Source organism: Paenibacillus rhizolycopersici (genome assembly GCF_014947195.2).
Lineage (GTDB): Bacteria > Bacillota > Bacilli > Paenibacillales > Paenibacillaceae > Fontibacillus > Fontibacillus rhizolycopersici.
The window spans coordinates 355884-374065 of the sequence record NZ_JADCNN020000002.1 but is presented as its reverse complement, the minus strand read 5'-3'; the positions used below and the strand labels follow the sequence as shown (position 1 = coordinate 374065).

Annotated in this window: 13 protein-coding genes; 8 read left to right on the top strand and 5 right to left on the bottom strand. The window is 56.8% G+C overall.

Annotated elements, in window-relative coordinates; all coding sequences use genetic code 11:
• Positions 1 to 48: 48 nt before the first annotated feature.
• On the bottom strand, positions 49 to 1038 hold the full coding sequence (locus tag IM700_RS03825) for a dimethylarginine dimethylaminohydrolase family protein (RefSeq protein ID WP_193416860.1): 990 nt from the start codon (positions 1036 to 1038) through the stop codon (positions 49 to 51).
• 120 nt (positions 1039 to 1158) lie between these two features.
• Entirely contained in the window at positions 1159 to 1752 is a 594-nt protein-coding gene (locus IM700_RS03820) for a hypothetical protein (RefSeq protein ID WP_193416859.1), read from the bottom strand.
• 201 nt (positions 1753 to 1953) lie between these two features.
• Between IM700_RS03820 and IM700_RS03815 the strand changes: the two genes are divergently transcribed.
• On the top strand, positions 1954 to 2166 hold the full coding sequence (locus IM700_RS03815) for a DUF378 domain-containing protein (RefSeq protein WP_155606864.1): 213 nt from the start codon (positions 1954 to 1956) through the stop codon (positions 2164 to 2166).
• 56 nt (positions 2167 to 2222) lie between these two features.
• Here IM700_RS03815 and IM700_RS03810 read toward each other — a convergent pair whose 3' ends face one another.
• From IM700_RS03810 to IM700_RS03800, 3 genes are all read right to left on the bottom strand, one after another.
• Positions 2223 to 2891 carry an SGNH/GDSL hydrolase family protein gene (locus tag IM700_RS03810; protein ID WP_193416858.1) on the bottom strand — a complete coding sequence of 223 codons (669 nt, stop codon included), beginning with the start codon at positions 2889 to 2891 and terminating at the stop codon, positions 2223 to 2225.
• Between the two features lie 118 nt (positions 2892 to 3009).
• Positions 3010 to 4845 carry an ABC transporter ATP-binding protein gene (locus tag IM700_RS03805; protein WP_193416857.1) on the bottom strand — a complete coding sequence of 612 codons (1836 nt, stop codon included), beginning with the start codon at positions 4843 to 4845 and terminating at the stop codon, positions 3010 to 3012.
• A complete protein-coding gene (locus IM700_RS03800) occupies positions 4835 to 6589 on the bottom strand; it encodes an ABC transporter ATP-binding protein (protein WP_193416856.1) in 1755 nt (584 codons plus the stop codon). Before IM700_RS03800 ends, IM700_RS03805 begins: the two co-directional genes overlap by 11 nt.
• Before the next feature lie 308 nt (positions 6590 to 6897).
• On the opposite strand from IM700_RS03800, the gene IM700_RS03795 reads away from it, so the two are divergent.
• The 7 genes from IM700_RS03795 to pgmB all read left to right on the top strand — a co-directional run bounded on the left by IM700_RS03795 (position 6898) and on the right by pgmB (position 18161).
• Positions 6898 to 8730, top strand: a complete 1833-nt coding sequence (locus IM700_RS03795) for a cache domain-containing sensor histidine kinase (protein WP_193416855.1) — start codon at positions 6898 to 6900, stop codon at positions 8728 to 8730.
• Positions 8727 to 10325, top strand: coding sequence for a response regulator (locus tag IM700_RS03790; protein ID WP_193416854.1), 1599 nt, complete (start codon positions 8727 to 8729; stop codon positions 10323 to 10325). Before IM700_RS03795 ends, IM700_RS03790 begins: the two co-directional genes overlap by 4 nt.
• A 113-nt stretch (positions 10326 to 10438) precedes the next feature.
• On the top strand, positions 10439 to 11779 hold the full coding sequence (locus tag IM700_RS03785; protein ID WP_193416853.1) for an ABC transporter substrate-binding protein: 1341 nt from the start codon (positions 10439 to 10441) through the stop codon (positions 11777 to 11779).
• Positions 11780 to 11997: 218 nt separating this feature from the next.
• Complete coding sequence (locus IM700_RS03780) at positions 11998 to 12900, top strand: ABC transporter permease subunit (protein ID WP_193416852.1); 903 nt, start codon at positions 11998 to 12000, stop codon at positions 12898 to 12900.
• 19 nt (positions 12901 to 12919) lie between these two features.
• Entirely contained in the window at positions 12920 to 13750 is an 831-nt protein-coding gene (locus IM700_RS03775) for a carbohydrate ABC transporter permease (protein WP_193416851.1), read from the top strand.
• 6 nt (positions 13751 to 13756) lie between these two features.
• Positions 13757 to 15136 carry an FAD-dependent oxidoreductase gene (locus IM700_RS03770; protein WP_336244877.1) on the top strand — a complete coding sequence of 460 codons (1380 nt, stop codon included), beginning with the start codon at positions 13757 to 13759 and terminating at the stop codon, positions 15134 to 15136.
• 52 nt (positions 15137 to 15188) lie between these two features.
• A complete protein-coding gene (pgmB, locus tag IM700_RS03765) occupies positions 15189 to 18161 on the top strand; it encodes a beta-phosphoglucomutase (protein ID WP_193416849.1) in 2973 nt (990 codons plus the stop codon).
• The last annotated feature ends 21 nt before the right edge of the window (positions 18162 to 18182 follow it).

Genomic DNA, 18182 nt, shown 5'->3' with positions numbered 1-18182 from the left:
GGCAAACCACCCGTTGGACGGGTGGTTATGATTTATCCCCGACTCGATTCATAGCAAGGGTTCCCGAATCAGCGGCAGAGTACAGCAGTGGATGCCGCCGCCCATCTTGGCGATTTCAGAGACCTCGACGGGTATAACCTGAACGCCTTGGGTGGAGAGCAGGTCGATGGTATGCTTCCCGTCCGCGGAGAACAGCACTTTCCCCGGGGCTAAGGCCAAACCGTTGATGGTCAAGGTCGGATCGCGGGGATCCACGTGCAGCAGCTCAAAACCGCGTCGATGCAGTTCGTCCAGGAACCAATACGGGAGCAGCGCGATATTCACCAGTGCTTTGCGGCGATCAACCATCAGGAACGCCTCGTCCAGATGGATGATCGAGGCGGGGAGGTCGATGACGATGAGGTCAATCTGCTGCAGCGACAGAAGATGACGCACCTGATCAATTCCCTCGGTATTCACCCGTTCCGACCGGCCAAGGACCGCCGTTTGCCGATCCAGCATGATAAAGCTGCCGCCTTCAGCAAAGCCGCTGCCCTGGATCATACCGAGAATGGGTATACCGGCGGCGCCAAGAGTGCGGGCGGCCACCGCGGTTTCCCCATACCGGACGTACAGCGCGAGGCGGGATAAAATAACGCCCCCGGGAATGACCATCCCCAAGTCGCGGGTATACATCGCTTCCGGCCAGGGCTGATCCGGCTTGTCCAGCCACAGGATTCGAACGCCCTCCTTCTCCAAGGCGGCAGCCAATGCTTGGTGCTGGGCTTGCAATCGCTTGAGCTTGGGCGGGGAGGTGCCGTTGTGTTTGCTAAGCTTCCCTCGGATATGTTGAAGCAGGACTGGTCCGGATTCAATTGCGCCGGCCGGGTCATGCAGCTGCAGCACCTCCTCACCCGGTGCGTGCATGAGCACCAGGCGAATCGGGCCGATCGGATTCTCAGTCCCCCAGCGGAATTTCCAGACCGCCTCCAGGAGTTTCGGGTCATGAAACGGCGAATCGACCAATTTTCGCGATAAATAGGGGTAAGAAGACGGCATGCAGATGCTCCTTTCCAAACCTGAGGATAAGGGATATTCCATAATCCCCTCAATGCCATCCTTCCCATTTGAACCCAACGACAAAACAGGCAGCCATCCCAGGGGACGACTGCCTCACGGTTAGACCATCAAGGCTTTAATTCCGTTAAACAGGGGAATAATCGATTTGATGGCGTTGTAGCCCATCTTCATCAAAGGCATGTATTTCTGCACTTTTTGCACCATTCCGAATATTCCTGCCCGGCGAGGCCTTTCCGGCGATTCGCCTTCCGGAGCCTGCCCCTCCGATCCGCCGGAACCTCCACTTGGGCCGCCGAAGCCGGTGAATCCGGGTCTCCCCGGCCCCGGGCCTCCAGCAAAGCCATAGGCTCCCGGTCTTCCCGGATTTCCGCTAAAGGAGCCGTAACCTAACCCTGGCCCACCGCCAAAGCCCCAGCCAGCAACCGGGGGACGGATGCCGGCACTTGAGCCGGGATATCCGGGGATACCTCCACCGAATAGCGGCTGGAAGGCCGATACCCGGGCTTTTTTGCTGCGTGCTGCCGCCTTTTTCTTCGACTTCTTCTTGCCGCGCGGGGGCACGGAGAGGAGCAGGCCGCTCGAATCCAGCCCGGCGATCCATCCGATATAAGAACGCCCATCGTGCAGTAGAACGCGAACCGGCTGGCCTTTCAGCTGCTTCGCTCGATTGCGAATGTTTGCCGAACTTGCCATGCTAGGATCACCTCAGTACTTGAGATTTTTTCGGGTAGACGTTTTGCTCGATATATCTTACTCGGATTTTGGCACGCTGCCTGTGCTTGTTCCTTAGTTTTTTGGACGATTTGTGATATTTGCCGGGGTCTGCATAAATTTTGGGCAACATGGAAATTTAACTAATGAATAAAAATTTTTCGACCGAGGAGTTGGCCCGGAATGAAAACGTTGAACGTTGTAGCGCTCACCTTACTGATTGTGGGCGGGTTAAACTGGCTATTGGTAGGGCTCTTTCAATACGACTTGGTGGCAAGCATTTTTGGCGGCCAAGACGCGACCCTATCGCGAGTAATCTATACCATCGTTGGCATTTGCGCCATCTACGCGTTTAAATTCTTCAACGACGTCACGGAAGACGAAGTCGCCAGATAAGCTAGAGGAGTCCGTGCGGGTATGCAGCAAGTCCGGGATGCAGAATGCGTCCCGGCTTATTTTTTTTTCGAAGAGACGTTTGATTTGGGAAAAAGATAGGGCGAAAGCCCGTTCGCAATGACCCGGTGTCCCCGGTCGTTCGGATGGATCGGCAGCGTGCCGCCAAGGATGTCCTCCAGCTGCCCTTCCCGGTAACCATCGATCAGCTCCGCCTGCTTGCCCTCGAACCACTTGTGCGCCGGGGCGATTTTAGCGTCGTAGGCGGCTGCGATGCCTTGAGTCGTTTGGTTCAGGCGGCCGATCCACTCAACCGCAATCGAGCTGTTCGGAAACGGATTGTACTGCGTGCAGCATACGATTCGGGCGGAACTGGTCTTCCGGATTTGCCTCAGGATGGCGTTCAGATTCCGACGAAACTGCACGAGCAGTGTCATATTCGGAAACGGACCGCCATTCACAAGCGGAGTAATGGCCGCATTCGCCAAGTCCACGCCACCGATCCAGACCGAGACGACGGAAGAACGCTTGATCATCTCCGAGCCCTGCCACAGGACGGCATCCAGTAAATTGCTGCTGGTCCAACCGGACCGAGCCAATACATAACCCTTAATAGTACGGGGGTTTGAACGATTATAAGTCGTTACGGTTAAATGAGGATATGCCAACTTCGGCGAGGAAGCGTTGTCGCCAAACGTAATGGAATCCCCCAGCGCGGTGTATATCATCTGCAGGTCACCCACCCAAGATAGACTTTACAACCATAGTATTGCGAACGAGGTGGGGAGGTGCAGTTTATCCAAAAGAGGGCTGGCCCGTTCAATCGGGCCAGCCCTCCAGTTCTTATTATCGCCGTTGCGCCAGCTTCTGCAGCTCCGCATGGCCTTGTCGCGAGTGGTGTACCAACTCGGCATAATAGCCGCCGCGGGCAAGCAGCGCTTCATGCGTGCCTTGCTCCGCAATGCGGCCGTCCTGGATGACGAGAATGCGGTCGGCATGCTGGACGGTGGACAGCCGGTGCGCGATGACCAGCGTCGTCCGTCCGGCGGACACCACGTTCAGCGCGTTCTGGATCAGCTGCTCCGTCTGCGAATCCAGGTTGGCCGTCGCCTCGTCGAGAATGAGAATGTTCGGCCGGAAGGCCAGGATCCGCGCGAAGGAGATCAGCTGGCGCTCCCCGGCGGACAGCCCGCTGCCCCGGTTGGACAGCCGGGTGTCGTAGCCGTCCTTCAGCCGCGCGATCATGGCATCGGCACCGATGCGCCGACAGGCTCGGATCACCTCTTCGCGGGGGATGTCTTCGCGGAAGAGGCGGACGTTGTCGATGATCGACCCGGCGAACAGGAACGGGTCCTGCTGTACCAGTCCGACGATGCGATGCAGCGAGGCTTGCGGCAGGCGACGGATGTCCGTGCCGTCGATTTCGACGCTGCCCTCGTCCACGTCATAGAACCGCGTCAGCAGGTTCACCAGGGAGCTCTTGCCTGCGCCGGTCGTGCCGACGATGCCGATGAACTCGCCTTCCCGTACGTGGAGGTCGAGGTTGTGCAGCACCTCCTGTCCGTCCGTGTACGAGAAGCGGATGTGATTGAAATCGATCCGCCCGCGCACGGTCCGGGTTGGCAACTTCTTGGCCCTCTCCGGCGCAGGGTCCTGGACTTCCGGTTCGGCGGCGAAGATCCGCCACAGCCGGTCCACCGACACGATCGTCGATTGCAGCGTGTTCCACTGCTGGGTGATTTGGTTGATCGGCTGGAAGAACTGGCGGATGTAGCTGATGAAGGCGTACAGCACACCGAACTCGATGCGGTGACCCAGCACCGCGAAGCCGCCGATCCAGACCACGAAGGCCACCGATAAATTGCCGAGAATATCGAAAGAGCGGTTGAACAGCACCGTCGCCCGCACTTCCCGCAGATTGGCCCGCAGATACGCGGTGTTCCGCTCCCTGAAGCGGGAAGACTGCTCCCCCTCTTGATGGAACGATTGAATCAGGCTCATGCCGCTCAGATTCTCGGCGGTAAATGCGATGAGCCGGGACAGCAAGGAGCGGGCCCGCTGGTAGCTGGTGCGCAAATACTTGCGAAAGGCGATGGCAATCACGGTAATGATCGGAAAGAGAACCAAACAATATAAAGCCAACTGGACGTCCAGCGCGAACATGAATACGACAACCAGGATGAGCGATAATCCGTCGCGCACCAAGCTCAGCAGCACTTGGGTGAAGAACTGGTTGATCGTTTCCGTGTCACTCGATTCATTCGTAACAAGACCGCCGGCCGAGTTGCGGTCGAAGAAGGACATCGACTGCCTCGTAATCTGCTTAAACAGGTCCTTGCGCAGCAAGGCGACAATGCTTTGCCCGGCCCGTTGCAGCAGATTGGCTTGCCAATAGGAGAAGACGCCGCTGACCGCCTCAAGCAGGAGGTAGGCCAGGGCCAGGCCAAGCAGGATGCTTGGGCCGTGGGCGCCAAATAGCACCTTCTCATCGATGGCATATTTGATCAGGAACGGCTGCAGCAAGTCGGCGGAAATCGCCAGGAAGGCAAAGCCGAATACGGCGAGAAAAGCTTTTCGATGCGGTTTCGCATAACCGAGCAAAGCCGTAAATGCCTTCCGCCGCTGCTCTGGGGTAACCTCGTACTTTTTGCGGCTATCCGCGGTTTCCGGTTTAGACGGCATCGCTATCGCCTCCTTCCTGGAGGTGATGCATTCTCGCGTACAAGCCCCCGGCTTGAAGCAACTGCTCGTGTGTTCCTTCTTCGGCGATCCGCCCGCCCTCCAATACGAGAATGCGGTCGGCATGTTTGACGGCGCTGATGCGGTGGGCGATGATCAGGGTGGTCTTCCCCTTTCGGGCCTCGCGCAAACGCGATAGGATTCGCGTCTCCGTCACGGCGTCGACCGCACTAACGCTGTCGTCCAGCAGCAGAATCGGAGCGTCCTTAATGAGCCCTCGGGCCAGGCTGGTCCGCTGGCGCTGGCCGCCGGACAACGTCAGGCCGCGTTCGCCGAGCTCGGTGTCGAACCGTTTCGGGAAGCCGGCGACGTTGTCATAGAGATCGGCCAACCTAGCGGCCTCCTCGACTTGGCCCAGCTCTGACGTCCGGTCGAAGAAGGCGATGTTGTCGCGAAGCGTTGTGCTGAACAGGAAGCCGTCCTGTGGTACATAAGCGATGCGGGTGCGCAGACTCTCCAGCGTGAGGCATCGGATGTCGCGGCCGCCGATGAAGACCGTGCCGCGAGGCGGATCGTATACCCGCAGCAACAGCTTGACGAGCGTGGTTTTCCCGCTGCCGGTCCGACCTACGACGCCCAGCGTTTCTCCGGGCTGCAACCGGAGACGGATGTCCCGCAACGACTCGCGTACGGCGTCCGGATAGGTGAACGTCAATCCGCGGATGTCGATGCAAAGACTTTGCAGATCTTCCGGCATCGCCAGGGCCCCGTCTTCGTCGCGGATGTCCGGCTTCACGGACAGCAGCCGGTTCAGCCGATCCAGCGAAGCTCGCGAGCGCTGCATGAAGTTGATGACGTTGCCGATCAGCCGAAGCGGGTTCATGATCATCCGCAAGTACAACGTTAAGGCAACGAAATTGCCGAGCGACAGCTCGCCGCGCGCGACGAGCAGGCCGCCGTAGGCGATGGCCACGGCCATCGATATTGCACCGGTAAACGGCAGCAGCACCTGGAACAGCGAGCTCATACGCACCAGCGACAACTGGCTGCCCAGGATGCGGTCGACCGTTTGCCCAAACCTTTCGCGGGCGATTTCTTCGATCGCGAAGCTTTTCGTCACTTTGATTCCCTCAAACTGCTCTTCCGCCGCTTCGGTCATTGCCGCCAACGACTCCTGCACTTGCCGCGAGTTGTCGCGGATTTTAGGGCCGAACCCGATTACGATAAACGGAATGGCGAGCAGCGGCAAGACGCAAACCACGATCAAAAGCGCCGGAATATCGCTGACCGTCATCATCGTAATGACGGAGATCAACAACACCGACGCATTGGTCATTTGGTTCAACCCGTTGGCGATCGACTCCCTCACGCCGGTGACGTCATTCATCACGTAGCTGAGCAGCTTGCCGATCCCGTGTTTCGAGAAGAACGCTTCGCTTAATTGAGTAAAATGCCGGAACAGCTGGCTCCGGGCACGAAATTCAAACATCCGGCCCAGGCGATGGTTGATGTACTGCCCGATTCCGAAGCATAGGCCGTAGACGACGGCGATGGCAGCCAGAGTCAGCGCGTACCGGCCTACTCCACCTCTCGTCAGCCCGCTTTGCTGGAGGTGGTCCGTGAAATCCCCCAGTACCTTCGGAAAATACGAATACGTCACATTGGCGGCCGTCAGGCACAACACTGCTGTCAAGTACAGCGGTATATGCGACTTGATGTGGCCAAGCAGCAAGGTTTTTCCCCGCATCGGGCATCCCGTCCTCTCCCAGAAAAGTTAGCCGTTTCTTTCCACCCTCCTTGTATCCGTTCTCAACATGATTTATCATACTGCGAATCGCTTCATCCATCAAACCGTTGGACGCGCTATTTTGCATATTTATGCAGGGAGGCTTACTAAAATGGAGGCGGTTAGGGAAACGCCGTTAGGCTATGCTACAATACGAGGGCATATAACAAAGAAATAGCAGGAAGATGTCAACTATTCACCCTTTTCAAAGGCATTCGATATGCTATCGTAGATTCATAAACCCATGAATAAAGAAGGTCATTTCTAATATGAAAAGACTAAATGTTCTTCCCCGTTCGATTCGGGGGAAAATCTTGGTCTCTTTTTTTGTTTGCATCGTGATTCCGATCGGGACGATTTTTTACAACTACTATATGTCTTCGGGCAAAGTCGTGATGGACGAGGCCCGTCGCGGCAACGAGGAAGCGCATCGCCAAGTGGTCGGCAATATGGACGATCTGACCGAACGCGTGCTAAAGGCTTCGAACCTGATCATGAACGATCCGGAATTCATTGAATTCTTGGAGTCTGACGACGATTGGGAGACGAGCTATTTATCACTGCGTCGCTATAACAACATTCAACAGAAGCTGGTCAATATCCGCGACATTCTGCTGGGCAGCGATGCGATCATTGCGGTAATCGACGACCGAGGCTACGTGCATTCAACGGCCTCCGGGCCCAATAACCGCAGCAAGGAGAAGGCGCTGTTCGAAGCCTTGAAGAAGGAGTCCTGGACAGAGGCGGCGATCGCGCGAAAAGGTTGGCCGGTCTGGCAATATCCGTATGCCGGGGAAATCGGGAAGCTCACCGGAGTGGACGAGCCTTATTTCACATTAAGCCGGTGGATCGGGGGCAGTCAGCGGGAAGGCGCGGACTTGCTCATGATCGGCATTCCCGGCTCCGTCTTTTTCGGCACGCAGCCGAAGGGGGGCGGCAGCTTTCTGCTGATCGACGGACAGGGCAACCTGCTTGGTGGTGCCTCACCTTTGAACGCGGAGCAAACGGCACGGCTGCTGCAGAAAATTCAGGGGGCCGACGAGCAACCGGACGCGGGTACGAATGATTCGATCGGGGATTATTCCGTTACCAGCCGGGAAATCCCCCGGCTGGGTTGGCGCGTGGTTCAGCTCGTTCCGGAGAAGCTGTTTTGGCAAGAGCTCGGAGGGCTGCGCGATCAATCGATCCTATGGCTGATCGGCGTTTCCTTTCTGTTTTCGATCGTGTTCATCTATTTCATGATTCGATTCACGAAGCCGCTGCAACAATTGGTCCGCTCGATGAACCGGCTGGGCGATGGGGATTTGCAGGCCTACGTGGAAGTGCGCGGGGACGACGAGATTGCCATCGTCGGCAAGCACTACAACCGTATGTTGAAGCGGCTGCAGCAGCTGATCGCGCGATTGTCCAAGGAGCAGCAGCGCAAGGAGGAGGCGCGGTTCCAGGCGCTGCAGGCGCAGATCAACCCGCATTTCCTGTTCAACACACTGAATTCCATCAAGTGGATGGCTACTTTGTCCGGTGCGGACCATGTCAGCAGGATGATCACCAACTTGGGCCGGCTGCTGGAGTATACGATGAGAACGCAGCAGGAGGTTGTCACCTTGGAGGAGGAACTAACGCATCTGAAAGTGTACCTTGACCTGCAGAAAATTCGTTTTCATGAAAATATCCGGTTCAAGGTTGATGTGCCGGACGTGTTAAGGCTCAACGCGATCCTGAAATTCACCCTGCAGCCAATCGTTGAAAATGCCATCGTTCACGGCGGGCGAACGCCGCTAACCGTCGGAATTCAAGGCGAAGAGACAGAGCAAGGGCTGGTGTTGACCGTTTCCGACGACGGGGTGGGCATCGCCGAGACGAAACTGAAGGAACTGTCCGGCCAACTGAATCAGGACCATGCCCGGTATAGCGGCATCGGCATCCATAACGTGAACGAACGCATCAAACTGCATTTTGGGCGGGATTTCGGCTTGCGGATGAGCAGCGTCATCGGAGAAGGAACCGTCGTGAAGATCCTTCTTCCGCGGTTGGAACGTCCGTCCCTTACGGACGGGGGCTCTTTCCCATTGACGGCCGAACGAAAGGAGAACGATTCATGATCAGAGTATTGATTGTTGACGATGAAATCCTCGTGCGAATTGGATTGAAGACGATCATCCCTTGGGAAGAGAACGGCTTTGAATTGATTGGGGAAGCGGCCAACGGCGAGGAAGCGCTGCGGTTGCTGCAGGGTACCCCCTGCGACATCGTCCTGACGGACATCCGCATGCCCGGCTGCGACGGGCTGCAGCTGATGGAGGAAATCCGCAGGCTTTCGCCGCAAACGAGATGCTTGATCCTCTCGAACCACAACGATTTCGAATACGTCCAGAAAGCGCTGCGGCTCGGAGCAGCCGATTATATCCTCAAGCTGACGATGGAGCCTTCGGAGCTGCTGCAGAAGCTAAACTCCATGAAAGAGACGATCCACCAGGAAGCGGAGAAGTCGCTGGAGGCTTCGCGGCTGCAAGTCAAGGTCAGCAGATATGGCAAGGAAGCCAAGGAGAAGCGGCTGAGAGAACTCCTGGTCAAACGGCAGGGTACGCGCGCCGAGGTGGAGGAAATGATGCAGGAATTCGGCCTACGCGCTTACGCGCCGCCCATTTTCGTAATCAACCTCCGGCTGGACCGGTATCCGGAGGTGCTAGAGCAAAACAACTTTCGCAGCGAGCATTTGCTGCATTACACCGTCGCCAACGTCCTTGGCGAGGTATTCAAAAAATATTCCGACGGCGAGCTGCTCGACATGGGCGGCGGCCTGTTCACCATCTTGACCGACCGCTATCAGGAAGCGATGATTCGGGATATGCAAGATGCCGTCGCCACCTTCCTCAAGCTATCGGTCAGCGTGGGGGTATCCGGTCCGTTCGAGGATATTCTGGACCTGCACCACGCCTACGACCAAGCGGAGAAGGCCCTTGCCTTTCGCTTTTACGCCGGGCCGGAGGCTCTGGTGTATTTTGACCGCATCAGTTATGCCGAACCGGACGAGATTCCGGCCCCATGGCTTCAGGAGCAGTGGGAAAAGTTGCTGGACATCCGCGACGAGGCGGCGTTGCTGGCTTACCTGGACGGAGGGTACCGCACCGTCCTCGCCGGTCCCAAACTACTCCCGGACGTGGAGCGGGAGAATTGGGTGCACTGGATCCATTTGATGGACGGCTTCGCGCGCCGGCTCGGCGGGGATTTGTATTCAGCGCCGCTGCACGATGAAATGTATCCGTATCATGCCGTGCGCAGCCTGGAGACGTTGGAGGACATCTACTTGTGGTGCAGGGGCTGGCTGCCCGTGTTCCTGGAGTATGTTAAGTCATTGTCCCATCAACAGGTCCGCCCGGAGATCCAGGTCGTGCTGGAGATGATCGGCAAGCAGTTCAACCAGCCGCTGAAGGTGTCGGAGCTGGCTAAAGCCGTAGGTTTCACGGAGAATTACCTGAGCATCCTGTTCAAGAAAGAAACCGGACAAACGATCATGGATCATCTCACCCGGATCCGAATGGACCGCGCCCGTGAGCTTCTCAAGGACCAAACGTATAAAATTTATGAAATTTCCGAGATGGTCGGATACGGGGATTCCAATTATTTCAGCAAACAGTTCAAGCGCATGGAGGGGGTATATCCCCTCGAATTCCGCAGGTTGTATTTAGGGAAATAGATTCGGCAAGAATTACCCTGTTTTACTGAGGATTAGGCCATGTTCTCCCTGGACGGGCTCTGTTACGTTATTCATAGCAAGAGAAACAATCTACTATCTGGGGGGACTTAGGAATGAAGCAATGGTTCAAAGGCATATTGTCCATGGCGCTGGCGGCTACGATTGTGGTTACCGGATGCTCGAACGGCAATGAGAACGGGAACAAAGACGCGGCTGGCGCAGGCAGCAACGGCGGCAGCGACGTCGTTAACCTGACGATTTGGGGGGCGGTTCCGGAGGAGAACGGTCCGCAAACGGTGGTCGACAAATGGAACGCGGCCCATCCCGACGTTCAAGTGAAATACGTGCGTTACATCAACGACGACGCCGGCAACACGAAGCTGGATACGGCGCTCATGATGCAAAGCGACGCGCCCGACATCTTCTTCAGCTACGGGGAGAACAACTTGTTCCGCCGTGAAAATTCCGGCATGACGGCGCCACTGGACGAGATGATCAGCGCGCAGGGCTTTGATGTGGACGGAGTGATCGGCAGCGAAAATCTGCTGAAGTTCAACGATCAAATCCACTACCTGCCGGGTTATAAAAATATCGACTTCGTCGTGCTGAACAAAGCCGCTTTGGATGAAATCGGCCAGCCCGTGCCGACGGATTGGACCTGGGACGAATTCGCCGATTTGGCGCTCAAGCTAAACAAGGGCGACCGCAAGGGCGCGTTCGTCACGCCGGGCGCGGATCTGCTGGTCGGCAAGTTTACGCTGGTATCCAGCCAGCCGAAGGATTCTTTCTATACCGCGGAAGGCTTGTCCAACTTTAACAACCCGGCCATGAAGAAAGGCCTGGAAATCCAGAAGAAGCTGTATGACGAAGGTGCCATGGTCGGCTGGGGCGAAGGCATCGCCAATAAGCTGGATCCGGCGAACGAGCTGCTGACCGGCAAGGCGGCGATGGTTTACGGCGGAGCTTGGATGATGAGAAGCTTGAAGGATACCGACACGTGGCCGCGCGACTTCGCCGTGGCGTTCGCTCCGGCGCCGCAATACGAAAAAGGCACAAACGTCAACAACGGCGGCATGAACGACTTCATGTCCATCAACAACAACAGCGCCCATAAGGAAGAAGCTTTCCAATTCATGTCCTGGTACCTGCAGGAGGGCAACATGGACATGATTCCGGGCGGACGCATCCCGACGAACAAGACCGCCGATTTCGACCAAGTGACCCAATTGATCGTAGGCGACAAGCAGGACGTCATCGACCAGGAATCGCTCGGTAACGTGCTGAAGGCGGATTACACCTTTGCGGTTCGCGAGAAAGCAACGGCGTTCCCGCAGATCACCACGATTTCCAAGGAAGAAGCCGAGAAATATTTCATGGATCAACAATCGGTGGACGATACGCTCGCGGCTATGCAAGAGCGCGCCGACAAGGTGATCCAATCCGAGAGCAAATAATTCACGGGACAAGGCAAGAGAACACAACGCAAAGCAAGGCAAGGAACCTGAACCGGGCTCCTTGCCTTTTTCTTTTTGTATAAAAGGGGAGAATTCTTGACAACCTCCGGGCATTTCCTCACGGAAGGAATCGGACGGAAAGCGCCAAGTCCTGTCCATTCCGGGCGATGGCAATATTTCTTAAGATACGGATATGAGAGAAGGGAGCTGAACCTACCGTGAAAAACGGAATCCGCAAAAACCGTTACAAAGATAATCTGGCGGGGTATTTGTTCATTCTGCCGAATTTTTTGGGCGTTTTCGTCTTCATCCTGTTTCCGCTTTTGATCAGCTTGGCCATGGTGTTCATGGACTGGGATTATTTACGCGGGTACGAAGGGATCGATTGGATTGGGCTGGACAATTTCAAGCAGCTGTTTCAGGATGATTATTTCTGGCAGTCGCTGAAAAATAACGTCATCTTCACCGGGGTCACCGTTCCGGCGGCGATGCTTGTTGGCTTGATCGTGGCGGTCTTTTTGAATTCGTTCGTCTATTTGAAAAATTTTCTGCGCGTGCTGTTTTTCCTTCCGTACGTGAGCAGCATTGTGGCGATATCCGTCGTGTGGAGCGTCATGTATAACTCGTCGGAGGGCCCGATCAACCAGTTTCTGCGGGGGCTCGGCGTCGATAATGTCCCGGGCTGGCTAGCCAGTCAGCATTGGGCGCTGCCTGCGATTATCATCATGGTGGCCTGGACCTACACCGGCTACACGATGGTGTTATACATGGCCGGGATTCAAGGGATTCCGAAAGATTTGTACGAAGCGGCCGAGGTAGACGGGGCTTCCAAGCTGAGACAATTTTTCAGCATCACGATCCCGCGGTTGAAACCGACCAGCTTCATGATCGCCATTACCCTGATCATTTCCACCTTCCAGGTGTTTGCTGCCGTATCCGTCATGACTAAGGGCGGGCCGCTTAACTCCACGATGGTGTTGTCGTACTACATCTACATTCAGGCCTTCCAGTATTATAAGGTCGGCTATGCGGCAACGGTGTCTTGGGCGCTCTTCCTGATCATCCTGTTGATTACGCTGGTGCAGTGGAAGGGACAAAAGAAATGGCAGGATGAGTTCTAAACAGGAGGAGACGAAAGAAATGACATTACAACGCAAGCTTATGAAGTGGATTCTCACGATCGTGTTCGCCGCGCTGGCGGTCTGCATGATTCTGCCGTTCTTATGGATGACTTCGTCGTCGTTCAAGCTGCAGTCGCAAATGTTCCAGACGCCGATCGACTGGATTCCGAACACGTTCCATTTCGACAGTTATATCGAAGTCTGGGCCGGGAAATACCCGTTTGCCTTGTATTATTGGAACTCGATCAAAATAACGGCCATCAGCGTGCTCGGTACGATCGCGACCAGCGCTCTGGCCGGCTTCGCCTTCGCCAAGCTGGATTTCAGGGGGAAAGAAGTGATGTTCCTTCTCTATCTGTCGACGATGATCATCCCGACGCAAATTTTGCTCGTGCCGCGATTCATCTTGTTCGACAAGCTGCATCTGGTTGATAGCCATTGGGCGATTATTTTGCCCGGCATGTTCTCCGTGCTTGGCACGTTTATCATGCGCCAGTTCTTCAGCACCCTGCCGAACGAAATTCTCGAAGCGGCTAAGGTGGACGGCGCCGGCGTGTTCCGTACCTTCTGGCAAGTGTCCCTGCCGCTGACCAAGCCGGCATTGGTCTCCCTGCTAATCCTCAGCTTCACCTGGCACTGGAATGAATACGAGGGGCCACTTATTTTCTTGAGAACAAACGAGCTATATACGTTGCCGTTGGCGCTTACGAACTTCGTGGACGAAAATACGACCAACTATACCGCGATTATGGCGGCTTCGGTATCAGCTTTGCTGCCGCTGATCCTCCTGGTGGCGTTCTTTCAACGCTGGTTTGTGGAGGGGATCGCCAGTTCGGCGGTCAAAGGCTGAATTCAGATGATTTACAAGACAGTCCAAGAAAGGGTGAAACTTATGCATCATATTTTGGAAGCTGATGTCGTCGTGGTCGGCGGCGGGCCTGCGGGCATCAACGCCGCTCTTGCGGCGGGGCGACAGGGCGTACGGACGGTGTTGGTCGAGCGATACGGATTTCTCGGCGGCATGTCCACCATTGCTCTCGTGTATCCGTGGATGACGTTCCATACAACGGAGGGCAAACAGGTGATCGCTGGTATCGCCCAGGAAATCGTCGGGCGGTTGACGGCGAAAGGGGCCTCGCCGGGCCATGTTCGCGACACCTGCGGGTTCGTACACACAGTGACGCCTTACCATCCGGAAATGTACAAACTGCTTGCTTTGGAGATGCTGCGGGAAGCCGGGGTGAAAGTCCTTGCCCACAGCTTCATGCATGAAGCTGTGACCGAAGCCGGAGCGGTCCGGGCCGTCAAGCTGGCCACCAAGTCCGGGCCGGTGGAACTGCGGGCCAAGCAGTTCGTCGATACGACGGGCGACGCCGACCTGGCGTACTTCGCTGGCGCTCCCGTCCGGCAGGGCCGGGAATCGGACGGCAAAACCCAGCCGATGACGATGAAGTTCCGCATGAAGGGCGTCGATCTACAGGTCGTCAAGCAGTACATGATCGAACATCCGGACGAATTCTACCGCAAGACGCCGTTCGATGAACTGGTGGGGCTTCCCTTGACGGCGGTGCAGGGCTTTTATAAGCACTGGAAGGAAGCCCGCCTGCCCATCAACCGCGATCAGGTGCTGTTCTTCACCGGGCCGGGCGAGGACGAGATCGTCGTGAATATGGTCCGCGTGCAAGGGCTGGACGGGACCGACGTAGAGCAACTGACCGAAGCTGAGGAGCTGGGACGCCAGCAAGTGCTGATGATCGCAGACTTCATGAAACGTTGTCTTCCGGGCTTCGCCAGAGCAGAAATCACTCAGGTGGGCACGCAGATCGGAGTCCGGGAGACGCGCCGGATCGTCGGGCGCTATGCGCTGGCGATGGAGGACGTGGTGCAAGGCCGCCGCTTCGAGGACGTGATCGCCCGTAGCGGTTATCCGATCGACATTCACGATCCGTCGGGCAAAGCTGTCCAAGCGGCCTGGATCAACGGTGACGGTGCCTACGACATTCCTTATCGTTGCTTGCTACCGCTGGACATCAATAATCTCCTGATCGCGGGCCGCTGTATCTCCACGACGCATGAAGCATTGGCAACGACCCGGCTGACGCCGAGCTGTATGGCGACTGGGCAAGCCGCAGGCACGGCCGCGGCGATGGCGGCGGCAAGGGACATTTCGCCGGCGGACGTGGACGTCCGGGCTCTTCAGGAGACGCTGGTGCAAAGCGGAGCGATTTTGTCCTAGCCTTGAGAACAAGAACCCGTCTCGGAAGCGGGAGAAGAGAGGAGAGAAGCACATGCGGTCAGGTCAGATCATCTATCCATTCGAACCCTGGACGGTAACGGAATCGTCGTTCGATACGGAGACGAATCAGCGGGATGAGACGGTGTTTGCCGTCGGCAACGGGTATATCGGGATTCGCGGCAACTTTGAGGAGGGATATGACGGCCCACCGGGAACGTCGCTGCACGGCACCTATTTGAACGGGTTTTACGACTCTTCCCCGATCGCATACCCGAAGGCGCGTCATTACGGCCATCCCCGGGTGCACCAAACGATGTTGAACGTCACGGACGGCAAACTTGTCGAGCTGTACGTGGACGGCGAGAAATTCAATTTGTTTTCCGAGCGGATCGGTGAATACAGCCGTAGGCTGGACATGCGGAAAGGGACGGTCATCCGGACTCAGGTCTGGGAGACGGCAACGGGCAAAAAACTGCGGATTCGAATCGAGCGGTTTGCCTCGTTTGCCCGCAAGCATTTGGCCGCGATCCGGTATGAAGTGACGCCGTTGAATTTCTCGGGGGAGATCCTGCTCGCGTCGTCGGTCGATGGGCGAGTGGCGAATCAGGCTGGGGGAGGCGACCCGCGAGCGGGTTCCGCCTTCAACGGGCAAGTGCTGCAAACGAAGGAAGCGTATGAGCATCGGACGTTCGGCGCTTTGCTCCAATCGACGAGCATGACGAATTTCGCTCTGCTCTGCGGCGTCGAACACGCCCTCAGCCACGCTTACGAGTTGGAAACGGCTGCGGGGGACCAGTGGATCGAGAAGCGTTTTCGCGTGCAGGCGGAGGAGAACGGCACCGTTGTCCTCGATAAATTCATCGCGTATTATACCTCTAGGGATAACCCGGAGGAGAAGCTGCTGCAGCTGGCCACGGATGAGCTGGAAGCCGCTCTTACGGCGGGCTATGCCGAGTTGGCGGCCGCGCAGCAGGCCTTTCTGGACGAATACTGGAAGTCTGCGGACATCTTGGTGCAAGGGGATGCCGAGCTGCAGCAGGCGTTGCGCTTTAACGCCTATCATCTGCTGCAGTCTGTCGGCCGGGACGGCCGGACCAACATCGGGGCGAAAGGAATCACGGGGGAAGGCTATGATGGCCATTATTTCTGGGATACCGAAACCTATATGCTCCCTTATTTTCTGTACGTTCAACCGGACATCGCCAAGCAGTTACTAAAATTCCGGCATTACATTCTCCCGAAGGCCAGGGAACGGGCACGGGAAATGGGCGAGGTCGGGGCGCTTTACGCCTGGCGAACGATCGGCGGGGAGGAAACCTCGGCGTATCCGTCCGCCAGCACGGCCCAAATCCATATCAATGCGGACATTTGCTACGCGTTGAAGAAGTACGTGGAAGCAACGGGAGACAAGCCCTTTTTGTATGAGGAGGGGGCGGAAATCCTGTTCGAAACGTCGCGTTATTTCGCCGGCGCGGGGGCGTGGATCGAAGGCCGCGGCTTCTGCTTTACCGGCGTGACCGGGCCGGACGAATACACGACCGTCGTCGATAACAATGCCTACACGAACCTGATGATCAAGGACCAGCTCGAGTATGCGGCGCAGGTTGCGGCTGCTTTGCGGGAGGAGCGTCCGGAACGCTGGGCGGAGCTTGTCGCCGCCATGGGGATTAGCGAGGAGGAGGTTGCCCGGTGGAGCGAAGCGGCGGCCGGCATTTACATTCATCGGCAGAACGGGCTGATCGGCCAGGACGATTCCTTCTTGAACAAGCCGGTATGGGACTTCACGGCGACGCCCGAAGAGAACTACCCGCTGATGATGCATTATCATAGCTTGCGGATCAACCGCCATCAGGTACTGAAGCAAGCCGACTTGGTCATGGCGATGTATACGCAAAGCCCGCGGTTTGCGACGTGGGAGAAGCAGCGGAACTATAACTACTACGAGCCGCTGACGACGCATGATTCCTCCCTGTCCACCTGCATTCACGGGATCGTCGGCGCCGAACTTGGCTATATGGACAAAGCTTACGGCTTCTTCCAGCAAACGGCCCGGGTCGATCTGGACGATTACCACCTCAACGTCAAAGACGGGATTCATACCGCCTCGATGGCCGGCAGCCGGTTGATGATCGTCGACGGGTTCGCCGGAATGCGGCAGGTGGATGGAGAACTGCAATTCGCGCCGGATATCCCTGCCCAATGGACGAGCTATGCGTTTAATTTGCGGTTTGCGGGCAGCATGCTGTCCGTTCAGGTCACGAAGGATCACACCATCTACCGGCTGGTGGAAGGCGAACCGCTTACCATCCGCCATTTGGGCAACCGAGTCGAAATCGAAGGAGAAGTTACCCTGCCGAACCGGGCCCTGGAGGCCGTCATCTTCGATTTGGACGGTGTCTTGACCGATACGGCCGAATTCCATTACGAGGCCTGGCTGGAGTTGGCGAACGAACTCGGTATCCCCTTCGATAAGGCGTATAACGAAAACCTGAAAGGTGTCGACCGCCGAACCTCGCTCGAATTACTGCTGCAACGTTCGGACCGCCGCTATTCGGAAGCCGAAAAAGAACGGTTCATGCAGCGCAAGAACGAACGATACCGGGAGTTGATCCGCCGCATCCGTCCGGAGCATCTGCTGCCGGGTATCGGGGAGCTGCTGGAAGGGCTGAAGGCTCGCGGGATCCGCATGGCTGTCGCTTCAGCAAGCCGTAACGCCCCGGCCATCCTGGTTTCGCTGGGGATTACCGGCTACTTCGACGAGATCGTGGATGCTGGCATGCTGGAACGGGGCAAACCCGATCCGGAAATTTTCCTGCGGGCGGCCGAAGCGCTTGGCGTTCCACCGAGAAATTGCCTCGGCATCGAGGATGCATCCTCCGGCGTGGACGCGATCCGCGGCGCCAATATGGTGGCCATTGGCATCGGCGACCCCGGGACCTTGGGTAACGCCCATCGAGTGTTTCCTTCCACAGGGATGCTGAACCTGGCTTTATTGTCGGATACGTACCGATCAGCCGCTAATTAACGTAACCGGCACCCGAATAGG